This is a genomic window from Flavobacteriales bacterium, from assembly GCA_030584065.1.
Lineage (GTDB): Bacteria > Bacteroidota > Bacteroidia > Flavobacteriales_F > PHOS-HE28 > PHOS-HE28.
The window spans coordinates 1672472-1687157 of record CP129489.1; the positions used below are offsets into that span (position 1 = coordinate 1672472).

Here is a 14686-nt window from a genome sequence, read left to right on the forward strand (position 1 = left end):
CGTCATCCCTTAGCCATCCCGGTTCAGTGTCCCAAACACATTCCTCATGCGTCGTTCCACCTTCTTGCGTCTCGCGTTCATCGCACTCGGGATATCACTTTCCAGCCTCGGACTCCGCGCCCAGGAATACCGAAGCAAGGCCAGCGGCAACTGGAACGCCTTGGGCACCTGGGAACAGGACAACGGCAGCGGCTGGGTTGACGCCACGGTGATCCCGACGAATGCGAGCGGGGCGATCACCATCCGCGCGCCGCATTCGGTGACGGTGACCGCCAACGTGAGCCTCGATGATGTGACGATCGAGGCGGGCGGAACGGTGACAACAACTGCCACTGGCACGACAACATGGACCATAGCCAATGGGACCTATGGCGTGAAGGTCTTCGGGACCTTCAATGCCAATTCCAGTGCAGGGAGCTTCGGTTGCTGCGGATCGGTCAGCGTGGAGAATGGCGGTGTGATCAACCAGAATGCCGGCGGCTCTTTCTATGGTCCGACTGTGGTGCAAGAGGGCGGCACCGTGGTGGGCAACACGCCCATCAACCTGGCTGGCGGGGCCGTGGTGAACCATGGCACCTGGACGATGACCGGCAGCAACGGCCTGACAACCACTGCTGGCGGGTCATTCACGAACAATGGCATTCTCACGCTGCGGGGTTACTCACTGGCAGGCACGCTCACGAACAATGGAACAATCAACTGGAGCGCAGGGGTGATCAGTGGCAGTGGAAGTGGAAATATCCAGAACACAAGCGGTGCTGTATTCAACATCTCCTTCGCTGGCGTGAACCAGCTACAGCGACCATTCACCAACCAGACCGGAGCAACGATCAACTACACCAACGCAGGGATCTTCAATACCTGGTCAGGAACCACGTTCAACAATGCGGGCACCTTGAACGTGGTCAATGGCGTATGGCAATTCATCGGAACCGTTACCAACTCCGGCACGCTGCACATACCCAGCGGCCGTTTCATCCAGTTCGATGCCACCGCCAGCCTGAATGCCGGAACGAGCATCACCGGTGGAGGAACCATCGTGAACCAGACCGGCACTGTCGCACAGAACTTCCCGTGGACAAATAGCACTCACACCTTCAACATGAATGGAGGTGCCTGGACCAACAGCACCGGTAACCCCACTGTATTTGACGTGGGCAGCGCATTCAACTGGACCGGAGGAACGCTGGCCGGTGCAGAGGGCTATTCGATCGCCGCAGGCTTGACCGCAGCATTCAGCACCACCGCCTCGAAGACACTGAACAGCGCGCTCACCAACAACGGCACAATCAACTGGAGCGGAGGTGTGATCGGCGGTTCGGGCACCATTACGAACGCCGCTGGTGCCGAGTTCAATATCTCCTTCGCTGGCGTGAACCAGCTACAGCGACCCTTCACCAACCAAGCCGGCGCAACGATCAACTATACCAACGCCGGGGTCTTCAACACCTGGAGCGGTACCACGTTCACCAACGCGGGCACCTTGAACGTGGTCAATGGTGTATGGCAATTCATAGGAACCGTCTCCAACTCCGGCACGCTGCACATACCCAGCGGCCGTTTCATCCAGTTCGATGCCACCGCCAGCCTGAATGCCGGTACGAGCATCACCGGTGGAGGGACCATCGTGAACCAGACCGGCACTGTCGCACAGAACTTCCCGTGGACAAATAGCACTCACACCTTCAACATGAATGGAGGTGCCTGGACCAACAGCACCGGTAACCCCACTGTATTTGACGTGGGCAGCGCATTCAACTGGACCGGAGGAACGCTGGCCGGTGCAGAGGGCTATTCGATCGCCGCAGGCTTGACCGCAGCATTCAGCACCACCGCCTCGAAGACACTGAACAGCGCGCTCACCAACAACGGCACAATCAACTGGAGCGGAGGTGTGATCGGCGGTTCGGGCACCATTACGAACGCCGCTGGTGCCGAGTTCAATATCTCCTTCGCTGGCGTGAACCAGCTACAGCGACCCTTCACCAACCAAGCCGGCGCAACGATCAACTATACCAACGCCGGGGTCTTCAACACCTGGAGCGGTACCACGTTCACCAACGCGGGCACCATGAACGTGGTCAATGGTGCATGGCAATTTATGGGGACCGTCTCCAACTCCGGAACACTGCACATACCGAGCGGCCGTTCCATTCAGTTCGACGCCACCGCCAGCCTGAATGCCGGTACGAGCATCACCGGTGGAGGGACCATCGTGAACCAGACCGGCACTGTCGCACAGAACTTCCCGTGGACAAATAGCACTCACACCTTCAACATGAATGGAGGTGCCTGGACCAACAGCACCGGTAACCCCACTGTATTTGACGTGGGCAGCGCATTCAACTGGACCGGAGGGACGCTTGCTGGTACCGCAGGATACACCATAGAGAACGGATCAACCGGCACCTTCTCAACTGCCGCGAACAAGACCCTCAACAGTCTGCTCACCAACAACGGAACTATCAACTGGAATGCAGGAGTGATCGCTAATGGCACTGGTGGCACTATCCTCAACGCAAGCGAAGGCATCTTCAATATCCAGTTCACCAGCACCAATCAACTGCAGGCGCCCTTCACCAACCAGCCGGGCGGCGTGGTGAACCTGAACGGATCGGGCACCTTCACTACGTTCAACAATAGCAACGGCACCTTCACCAATAACGGCACGATCGACTTGGTGAATGGCAACTGGACCTTCCAGTCCTCCAATTCGCATAGTGCGTCCAGTGTTCTGAACATCGGCGCCTCACGCACGCTGACCTTCACCACCGCCCCAAGCTCGTTTGCGGGCACGGTCAACAATTCCGGCACCCTCGCCGGTACCATCACCTCCTTCACCGGCACCACCTTCACCAACAACGGCAGCGTAACGCTCACCAACCTGCCCTTCGCCGGCACAGCAGCCCAAACGCTGGATGGCACCGGATCCATTACCAACCTCACGCTGAACAATGCCAACGGCCTCACGCTGGGCGGCACCCAGACGGTCACGAATACGCTGACCCTTACGAATGGCCGGATCACCCTTGGCAACAACGATCTTATCCTGAGCAACACGGCGCTTGCAGGTCTCGTGGGCGGCAACGCCACCAACCACTTCGTCACGAATGGCACCGGTGCCTTCCACCGCCAATTGCCCATCGGCGGCGCCAACTACCCCTTCCCCATCGGCACGGGCACGAGCTACCTGCCGGTGACCTTGAGCAACACCAGCGGGCCTGCCGAGCGCTTCGGCGCGCGCGTGGCGAACGATGTGCACATGGAGTACAGCGCACCGGGCGTGCCCGATGGCCCCGTGGTGCTGAACGACCAGGTGGAGCGCACCTGGACACTCTCCGAACTGACGGAAGGCGGCAATCAGGCCACGGTTCAGCTTCAATGGAACACCGCGGATGAAGGCGCGAACTTCGATCGCGCGAACAGCGGCCTGCACGCGTACAACGGCACCGATTGGGTGGCCTTGGCCTTGGGTGCCGCCGGTGGCAGCAACCCCTACACGCGGAGCACGACCGGACTTACGGCCTTCCGGGAGTTCACCGTGGCCGATGGGGAGAGCACCCTGGCATTCAGCTGCCCCGGAGGGGTGATCCCCGGCACGGCCTGCGACGACGAGGATGATTGCACCACGAACGATGTGGTGAATGCGGAGTGCAACTGCGTCGGCATCTTCCAGGACAGCGACAACGATGGCACCTGCAACGCCGAGGACGGCTGCCCGAATGATGCGAACAAGACCGAGCCCGGCGCCTGCGGCTGCGGCGTGGCCGATGTGCCCCAGATCTACTACGTGGACGGTGATGGCGACGGATATGGAGCCGGCGCTCCAGTGGATGGCTTCGTGTGCGTCGTACCTGCAGGCCATGTCACGAACAACACGGATTGCAACGATGCCAATGCGAGCGTGTACCCGGGCGCACCCGAGCTCTGCGATGAACTGGACAACAATTGCAACGGCCAGGTGGATGAGCTCACGAGCTTCTCCAACGGCCTGGTGGCGCAATGGCTCTTCAACGGCAACCTGACCGACCGGACCACGAACGGGAACAATGGCAGCGCACCAAGCGGCTCCAGCTACACCACTGGGGTCGACGGCGCCGCCAATGGCGCCTTCCAATTCGGCGGTGGCCGCTATGTAGTGGTGCCGCACAATGCGGCCTACAATTTCGGCACGGGTGATTTCACCTACTCGGCCTGGCTGAAATGGAACTCCACCTCGTATGCCAGCGTGATCGACAAGAACGACTATGCGGGTGGCGGCATCAACCGTTTGAACTGCTTCGTGGACTACCCGGCCGCCGGGAACTTCATGGGCCGTCCGGGGGATGTGGTGGCAGGAACAGGGCTGGGCAACAACACCTGGCGCCATGTGGTGATGACACGCACCGGAACGACCATCCGTATCTACTTGAACGGTGTGCTCAGCAGCAGCAGCACCATCTCGCCCATCGACCTCAACAACTCCAGCAGCATCTTCATCGGCAGGCATGGCAACAGCGACATACAATTCTACACCGGCGCGATGGACAACCTGCGGCTGTACAACCGCGCGCTCTCGGCGGAAGAGGTGGCTGAACTGCGCCTGCACGAGCTGGCGGGTAATGTGGACGGCGTGAGCGAAGTGACCTATTACACCGATGCCGATGGCGACGGCTATGGCGACCCCGCCACGATCGGATCAGGATGCACCCAGCCACCCGGTACCGTGCTGCTCGGAGGTGACTGCGACGATACCGACGAGAACATCAACCCGGGTGCATCCGAGATTTGCGACGGTCTGGACAACAACTGCGCGAATGGCGTGGATGATGGACTCGCCTTCGTCGACTACTGGCCCGACACCGACGCCGACGGCTTCGGCGATGCTTCGGCCAGCAGCATTTCCGCGTGCACACCTCCTGCGAACCACGTGACCAACAACACCGACGCCTGCCCGAACGACCCCCTGAAGCAGCTCCCCGGAGCATGCGGCTGCGGCAACGTGGAGGTGGACACGGACGGAGACACCACGCCCGATTGCATCGATGCCTGTCCGAACGACCCACTGAAGATCGCGCCGCTGCAATGCGGTTGCGGCAACTTGGAAACGGATAGTGACAACGACGGCACCGCCGATTGCGTGGACGCCTGCCCGAACGACCCGCTCAAGACCACGGCCGGCCAATGCGGCTGCGGCAACCCGGATACCGACAGCGATGGTGACGGCATAGCCGATTGTGTGGATGATTGTCCAAGCACTGCTGGCACGATCGGTTCACCCTGCAACGACGACGATGCTACTACCGGCAACGATGCGCTCAATGCAAGCTGTGAATGCGAAGGCCAGCTCATCGATTGCCTCGGTGTTCCTGGAGGCAGCGCGCTTGCCGGCACGGCTTGCACCACGGCAGGCCTGCCCGGGATCTGGTCGGCCAGCTGCGTATGCGAACTCGAAGGCCCGGATGTGCTGGTGCAGAACGTGAGCGCACCGAACGACACCATCGCGGGAGACGAGGTGGTGACGCTCTCGTTCGAGGTGTACAATAACGGCAACGCCGATGCCACGGTGAACTGGACCGAGCGCTTTTACATGGAAAGCGAAGCCGGTGCCTTGCGCACGCAGATCGGGCAGTCCGCGCACAGCTCCGGCAGCCCGCTCGCCGCTGGCGCTACGCTCGGCCGCAGCGTGCAGATTACCATGCCGGCCCTGATCAACGTGGGCGATCAGGCCCGCTTCGTGGTGGAGCTGGTCCCTGGTACTGGCTTGATCGAATTGCCGAACAGCGTCACCAACAACACGGGCACGCAGGCCACGCCTTGGGTGGTGCGCAAGCAGATCCGGCTCCTGGTGCCGCAGCCGGCGCTCACCGAAGGCGCAGCGGCAGGTGTCCCCATAACGGTGCAACGCACCGGTTCCATCTCCAATGCGCAAGTGGTCAGCATCGGCATTGATGAATCCGAGCGCTTCACCTTCCCCAGCACCGTGACCATCCTCGCCGGGCAAGCCGCGCGCAGCTTCACGCTGGTGGCCATGGAGAACGCGCTGCTCGAAGGCACCATCCCGGCCGTGCTCACCGCCAGCGCCACCGGGTTCAGCAGTGCCACGCGCAACCTCACCATCCTCGACAACGAGGCCCCTGCCCTCTCCTTCTCGAACGTTCCAGCGACCACGGGCGAAGGCACCAGCGTGACCTTCCAAGTGAGCACCAACTTCGCTCCTGCCTCAGCGCTGCAGGTATTCCTCACCAGCAGCGACCAGGCGCGCTTCCCCGTGCCGGCCAGCGTCACCATCGCTGCCAACACCACCTCGGCGAACGTGACCGTGAACCTGCCGCAGGACCAGCTGCCGGAGCTCGACATCACCGTGAACCTCACCGCCGGTGCCGCCAACCACACGGCTGCCAACGCTTCGCTGCAGCTCACCGACGACGACCTTCCGGGCCTTCAGCTCGTGCTGCAGACGGATACCGTGAGCGAGAGCGGAGGCGCCTTCGCCGTGCAAGCCACCTTGCAGCGCACAGCGGGCAGCCCGGCCATCGCCTTCACGGCGGTGATCACGCCCAGCCTCGCGAACACCTTGCTCCTGCCCACGAGCATCTCGCTCGCGGCTAACGCCAGCCAGCAGACCTTCACCATCGGCGTGATCGACAACGCGCTGGTGGATGGCTTCCGCACCGTGACCATCAACGCAGCGGTTCAACTGGCGGGCTGCGGATGCAACGCACCTGTATCCACCGCAGCGAATGTGAGCGCGGACCTCACCGTGGCCGACAACGATGGTCCTACGCTCACCATGTCGGTCAATCCCGCCACGCTGGCCGAAGGCCTGGCCAATGCGGGCACGATCCGTGTGCAGCGCAACACAGCAACGACCGCGGCTCTGGACGTGGCGCTGATCTCATCGGATGTCACTGAGCTCACGGTTCCCGCCACGGTGAGCATTCCCATCGGCTCGTCCTTCGTGGATGTGCCCGCTACAACCGTGAACGATGGGACCCCTGACGGCAGCCAACAGGTGTATGTGCAGGCCACGGCCGACGGCTTCTCACCCGGCATCACCTGGTGCATCGTCACCGATGTGAACCAGCCCGACCTGCTGGTGAGCGCCGTGACCCCGAGCGCAAGCCCTTGGCCGGCCTTGGTTCCCTTCACATGGCAGGCCACCATCAGCAACACGGGCTTCGCCAACTCCATCGCGGGCGTGCCCGTGCGCGGCGTGCTCTCGCAGAACAATATCGTGGATGCGAGCGACCCCGTCCTATTCGACTACACCATCAATACACCGGTGCCCGCAGGAGGCAGCGTGCAGATCAGCGGAGCGGCCGTCGCACCGAATCTCCCTGGCACCCACAAGCTGTTACTGCAAGTGAATCCGGGCGCATCGGCGACCGAGCTCACCTATACGAACAATACCTCAGCGCCGGTGAACGTGAGCATCGCGCCCAGCTACACGGCCACGGCGCAGGTGGCGGGTACCACCTTCCTGCGCGGCACGACGATCCCAGTGACAGGCACCGCCGTTCGGCCCGATGCGAGCCCTGCGGCGAACGAGTCCATTGAGGTCTACGTGCTCACCAACGGCCTGCGCCGTGAAGTGCTCACCACCACGGATGCTACGGGGGCGTTCACGGCCAGCTTCGTCCCCCTCGCGAACGAAAGCGGACACTACACCATTGGCGCCAGCTTCCCCGGCATGGGGCAGACCACGGAGCAGGATGCCTTCGACATCCACGGCGTGCGGATCAACAACGGGCAATACCCGCAATTCATCACCCTCATCGGCGATACGCTCACGGGCACGCTCGCGATCCAGAACCTGAGCGATGCGCCGCTCACCAACCTGACCTTGACACCATTGAATGTTCCTGCAGGATCAACCTTCAGCTTCACAACGATCGCCTCGCTCGCAGGCGGGGCCAGCACGACCGTCGCCTATGAAGTGAGTGGAACCGTCGTCACACCGGGCTACAACTTCCAGCCCGGCACCTTGCAAGTGACCGCCGACCAAGGCATGATCCAAAGCCAGGACCTCTACTACTACTGCATGGTGCCCGGTGGCCATATCAGCGCCGACATCACCAGCATAAACACGACCGTCTCCCAGGCCGCTGGCCAGCAACTGGTACAATTCCGCATTGTGAACACCGGCGGTGGCAATACCGGCGCACTCAGCCTCTCATTGCCGCAAGTTCCCTGGTTGCAGGCCATGACGCCGGTGAACATGGGGTCAATGGCGCCCGGCGATACGGCCCTGGTCATACTCCGCTTCCTCGCTGATGCCAGCGTGCCTTTCGACTTCCCCATCAATGGCACCATCGCCATCAACGGGGCGAACAGCAACAGTCTGGTGATCCCCTTCACCTTCACCAAGGTGAGCGTAACTACGGGCAACCTCACCGTGGACGCCGTGAACCAATTCACCTTCTTCGATGAGGACGAACCGCATGTGGAGGGTGCTAACGTTGAAGTGCGCCATGCCTATTCCAACGCACTGCTCGCCCAAGGAACCACGGATACCAATGGTCTGGTCTCGTTCGCCAACCTCCCCGAAGGACAGCACCGGTTGCTGGTGAGTAAGCCACAACACCTTCCCTCCGAACAACTGGTGACGATAAACGCCGGAGCGAGCTTGAGCCAGACAGTGTTCTTGAACTATCAGGCGATAACCTTCGGATGGAGCGTAGTTCCGACGACTGTGCAGGACCAGTACGATGTGACATTGACCATGCAATTCGAGACGAACGTGCCGATACCGGTGGTGACGATCGACATGCCAGATACGATGCCGCAACTGTTCGGCGATGAGGTGTATGCTTTCAACGTGACGCTCACGAACCATGGTTTGATCACGGCCGAAGATGTCGAGCTCATCCTACCCACCCATCCGGAATATGAGTTCCTGACGAACTACGGTACCGAGAACCTTGCAGCGTTGAGCAGCATACAGGTCCCCGTACTCATGCGCCTTCGCGATGTCCCTTTGGCCACCGCAGAAGGATCCGACATTGTCTTCATCTCCCAGTTACTTGGCATGAATGAAGAGGCATACAGAGACATTGAGATCGGAGGGTTCACTTGCAAGCTTTATACCTACACCCGGTACCACTACAACTGTAACGAAGCAACGGGGCTCTATGAAACAACTGGCAAGGAATCGTATATCAAGATGCCGGGTTGTGTACCGACAGCATCTCCAGGAAATGGGTTCCAGCCACCTCCTCCGCCCCCACCACCCGACTGTGATTGCGAATTGCTTCCTTGGTGCTGCCAGACCTATGGCCCCACACCCACTGGGGGAGCAGATTGCATCATCTGCGTTGACCCTCCAGTGGTGAACGCAAGGATAGACTGCGCCTGTGTCTCGGACCTGCTCGGTGTCATTTCTTGTCTGCCGCTTCCGGATCCGCTTACCGCGGTATTCGGAGTCCCAGGATGCGTCGATGCAATTGAAGCGGAAGATAACTTCGAGATTTTCGTAGGGTGCATAGCTCAGTTCCTTCCTGAGCCTGCAAGTAATGTGATCGGCGACCTTGACTGTCTGAGAACTGCGTACAATGCGTTCAAGCATTGCTTCCGCAATTCACCCACATCGCCAGCAATGACCTTCTCCTCTGTTGAGAGAGATGGACCGAATGGTGCATACCAACAGCCGTTCAACGATCTCGAACAGATCGTGCTCGCCTGGGAGGCTGACTCCTCACTGAATGCAATCTACTACGTCCAACTGATCGAACGTGAAGCAATCGATGAGCTGATAGCGATACTGGATCCATATATCAGCACCTTCTCCAACATTCCGGCTTCGGCTCAAACCATGACACGTACAGCCATTTCCGGCTCGGACATCGGCGAAAATGAAGCACAGTGGTTCATGGATCGTTGGAATGAGACCTTGCTAGCATGGAACCAAGGCATTACCGCACCCGATGCGCAGCACCCTGACATAATCGACCGCAACGTTGTCGAAAGCCATATCGCAACGATCATTGAGGTAATCGACTACGCATCGCAAAGAGGTTATGGATCAATCTCAGAACTCTATGGGGCATTCATGGAGTTCGTGGAAGAAATCAGCACAGCACCGGATGCCGTCTGCGCCTCCGTGACCGTGCAACTGAGCCAGACCGTGACCATGACGCGTGAGGCCTTCACCGGCACGCTCGACATCTTCAATGGCCACCCCACCGACGGCATCGACTCGCTCAGCGTGGACATCCTGATCACCGATCCGGACGGTGTGCCGAGCAACGGGCTGTTCCAGATTAACACCGAGCAGCTCACGGGCCTAAGCGATGTAACCGGCACCGGCCAGATCCCCTCGCAGGAGCATGGCATCGTGCAGTTCCTCTTCATCCCTGAGCCCGGTGCCGCGCCCACGGTGCCTGTGCCCTACTCTTTCGGCGGCTCGGTGACCTATTGGGATCCGTACAACCAGGAAATGACCACGATCCAGCTCGCAGGGATCACCCTGACGGTGAACCCGAGCCCGGACCTGATGCTTCACTACTTCATGGAGCGCAACATCCTGGGCGATGACGCGCTGACCAGTCCGGATGTGGAGCCTTCGATCCCTGCGGAACTGGCGGTGATGATCGAGAACCACGGATACGGTGCGGCGCAGAACATGAAGATCTCATCCGCACAGCCGGAGATCGTGGAGAACGAGAGCGGACTGGCCATCAACTTCGAGCTCACTGGCAGCAACCTGCAAGGGCAGCCCGCACAACTCGGCGTGCTGGACATCCCCTTCGGCACCATTCCGCCGCTGCAGACGCGCGTGGGCCAGTGGTGGTTCACCAGCAGCCTGCTCGGCAAATTCGTTAGCTACGAAGCCGAGGTGGTGCATGCCAACAGCTTCGGCAATCCGGAGCTGAGCCTGATCCAGGGCGTAGAGCTGCATGAACTCACCCGCAGCATCCGTGAGTACGGGCCACTGGCCGATGCCATGAACGACTTCCTGGTGAACGACCAATTCGACGTGAACGACGTGCCTGACATCATCTACTTCTCGCAAGGGCGCCGCACGGCGGAAGTGCTGCCTGCCGCTGCGGCGAGCTTCAACGCACCGGTCACCGCACCCACCTTCACCAACACGCTGACCGTGCAGGCGGAAGAACCCGGCTGGAACTACACGAAGCTGAACGACCCCGGCAACGGCGACTACGACATCGTGAGCGTGACGCGCAACAGCGACGCACAGGCGATACCGCTCGACAACGCCTGGCTCACCTTCGTGACGCTGCCCGTAAGCCAGCAGCCGGTGTACGAGGACAAGTTCCACTTCGTGGATACGCTGGCCACCACGACGCCGACCACCTACACGATCGTCTGGGCACCGAAGAACACCGACGTTCCTGCGGTGGACACGATCATCGGAGCGCCAGCATCGATCTCCGCGCTACAGGTCACACAACTCACCGTGGTCTTCGACAAGGCCATCGACCCTGCCACCTTCACCACGGATGACCTCACGCTCACCTTCCAGGGCGGGCCGGACATCATGGACAACAGCGCCATCATCACCCAGGTCGACCCCTTCACCTTTACCGTGGACCTCACGCCGCTCACCACCGGCGACGGGCTCTATCAGTTCATCGCACAGGCGGCCGGTATCACGGACATCTATGGCATCGCCGGGGTGGCGGGTCGCCAAGTCACATGGACACAGTTCATCTCCGTCCCGGCCATCGTCGCCTTCCAAGGACTGCCAGGAGGCACCACCGATGATGAATTCAGCACCATCGAGCTGCTCTTCAACCGGCCCATCGACGAGACGAGCCTGACTGCATCAGACATCAGCATCACCCTCGGAGGTGTGCCGCAGCCGGGAGCGCTCAGCATCACCCGCCAGAACAGCGACAGCACCTTGTTCCTGGTGAGCGGGTTGGAGAACGCGATCACCACCGATGGTGCGCATCTGTTCACCGTGAACATGCCCACCGTGCTGAGCACGGAAGGCGTCACCGGGATACAGGCGCAGAGCGTGACCTTGACACGCGACACCCAAGGTCCGACCATCGCCGAGCTCACTCCCTTGTTCACCGGCGGCCTCGATGCGCAGCACCGCACCGGCGTGAACATCCGCTTCAGCGTGCCTGCGACCGGGCTCACCATCGGCGCCATCGCGCTGAGCCGTGATGGCAACTCACTCCCACTGACGGCCGGTCAGCTCACACAGGTGGATCCCGACGAATGGCGCGTGAGCGGCTTCGGGCTGGCCAGCTACCTCGATGGCGACTACGCGTTCACCGTTGATGCAACAGGCGTCACGGATGCCATCGGGAACGCCGGCAGCGGAACCGCGAACGTGACCTGGGAAGTGGACCGCAGCACGCCGATAGCCGTCACGAACGTGGGCATCGACCCCGACCTGGGCATCAGCAACAGCGATGGCATCACCTCCTCAGGGAGCTTCAATGCCCTCTTCAACCTGAATGCGGACGCCGCACAGGTGACCATCGCCCAGACCTCCTTCGGCAGCGAGCAAGTGCTGGTGACGCTCCAGGACCTGAGCGCCGGGACACATGCTGTTCCGGTGACCTTCCCCACCGGCGGCAACACCGGATTGAAGGTGACCGCTGTGGGCAACAACGGAGGCAGTGCAGCTGGCACGCGATCGCTCTTCATCGACCAGGCACCCTTGAGCGCGAGCTGGCAGACCGCGAACAACCAGTCGCTGACCACGGACCTGAGCAGCGCCACAATCCAATTCTCGGCGGCCGTGCTGGACCCGGGTGCGATCGCGAGCGCGCTCGGCCTGCGCAAGAACGGCCTGCCCGTTCCCGCAGCGATGCTGACCGTGACGCCGGTGAACAGCACCACCTACAGCATCGGCAACCTGCCCGCCGCAGCTAACGGCACCGGCAGTTATGAGCTCACGCTCGATGCGGCCCTCCTGAACAAGTCGACCAGTGGCATCGGCGGCGCAGGCATCGCCACGCTGAACTGGACCGTGGTGCCCAGCTACTCCGCCACCCTGCGCGCCCGGGTCTTCCTCGAGGGCCCGTATGCATCCGGCTCCATGCACGATTCGCTGCGCACGCTCATCGACTTCCCGCTGATTGAGCCGTTCACCACGCTGGGTTACGGGCATGTCGGCGGAGGAGGGGGCGAGACCACCACCCCGCAAGTGCTCGCCGTACCGGGCAACGATGCCATCGTGGACTGGGTGCTCGTGGAACTGCGCGACCGGGACGATAACACTGCCGTGGTGGCGAGCCGTAGCGCCTTGCTGCAGCGCGATGGGGACGTGGTGGCCATGGATGGATTCTCTCCGGTGACGATCAGCGTGGGTGCTGGGGCGTACTATGTGGCGTTGCGGCATCGGAACCACCTGGGCGTCATGTCAGCCGATTCGGCGCGCTTCTACACGGGATCGACGCAAGTGGATTTCACCCTCCTCTCCACAGCGACCTATGGAACGGAAGGCCAGAAGCAAGTTGGCGCGCGCAGGGCGCTTTGGGCAGGTGATGTGAACTTCAACGGCATGGTGCAGTACGTTGGAGAGGGCAACGACCGCGACCCAATCCTGGTGAGCATCGGTGGAAGCACGCCCACCAGCACCGCACTCGGGTACCTCCCAACCGATGTGAACCTTGACGGCCGCGTGAAATACGTGGGTGAGGGGAACGACCGCGACCCCATCCTGGTCAATATCGGCGGTTCCATGCCCACCAACATCCGTGACGCCCAACTCCCACAGCCATGACCAATAGATCCTTCACACTCGCAACGTCATGCGCCGCATGGGCGGCATGCCTCCTGCCGGTCATGGCCATGGCCCAGCAGCGGGTGGATATCCAATTGAACCGCATCGATGATGGCTCGGACCAGGTCCTGCTGATCGCGGAACAGGACTTCGATGGCCTGATCTCCAACCTGGTGCTCACGCTGGCCTGGGATAGCACGCAATGCCTGCAAGACCCCGTACTCAGGCAGTCGGCCGAACAATCCATGGTGCTCCCCCTATCCCCATCGGGACCTGCATTCAGCAACGGCGGAATGAAATTCCGGAAATACACGGGCGTGGGCCTGGTACCGCTCCATGAATCGGCGGTTCGCTTGCAGGCGGCCAAGAGCCTGTGCATCGCGCGCATCGAAGGCGAGGCTGGCTGTGCTGCCTCGATTTCCGCTGAACCATGGCTCCGGGAACGGCGGCACAACGGCGCCTATTACGTATCGCTGAACGGCCTCGACAAGACAGGAAGGGTGATTGCGCCAGCCGCCGGTGCCGTGCCCGCTGAAGGCCCTGCAGTAGCGGTATCGCCCAACCCTTACTCCGGCGGTCCTCTGTCCTACTCCATCCATGCCGGTGCCGCCGGCAATGCAAGCATGACCCTTGAGGATTCGCAAGGCAGGCGCGTGGGCGAGTGGCCCATCACCGTAAGGCAAGGCAGCAACACCGGCACGATCTCGCCGGCATCACTTGCTGCAGGAAGGTACACCGTGCGGGTTGCCCTTCATGGGCGCGATGCCACGGTTCCGCTGGCCGTGATGGCGCGCTGAAACGGGGTTCCCCACCAGGGGCGTCCGGGTCGCAAGCCGGGGCGGAAGGATGCGCACGCGCCGATCGTTCCCGGTCTCTACCTTTACTCCCGCGATGAGCACGACCTGTGGATTGGCTCTAGCGCCGCGCCCCAACTGCGACGCCCAAGCGGTATTGCTTTGCGCTGCATTCCCCTTCCGCTGATGACCGCCCAGGCCCTCT

At 61.4% G+C, this 14686-nt stretch carries 2 protein-coding genes; both read left to right on the plus strand.

All coding sequences use genetic code 11. From position 1 onward, the window contains the following. Positions 1-46 precede the first annotated feature (46 nt). On the plus strand, positions 47-13687 hold the full coding sequence (locus QY325_07340) for a MopE-related protein (GenBank protein ID WKZ67735.1): 13641 nt from the start codon (positions 47-49) through the stop codon (positions 13685-13687). Beyond that, on the plus strand, positions 13684-14484 hold the full coding sequence (locus QY325_07345; protein WKZ67736.1) for a hypothetical protein: 801 nt from the start codon (positions 13684-13686) through the stop codon (positions 14482-14484). Before QY325_07340 ends, QY325_07345 begins: the two co-directional genes overlap by 4 nt. The last annotated feature ends 202 nt before the right edge of the window (positions 14485-14686 follow it).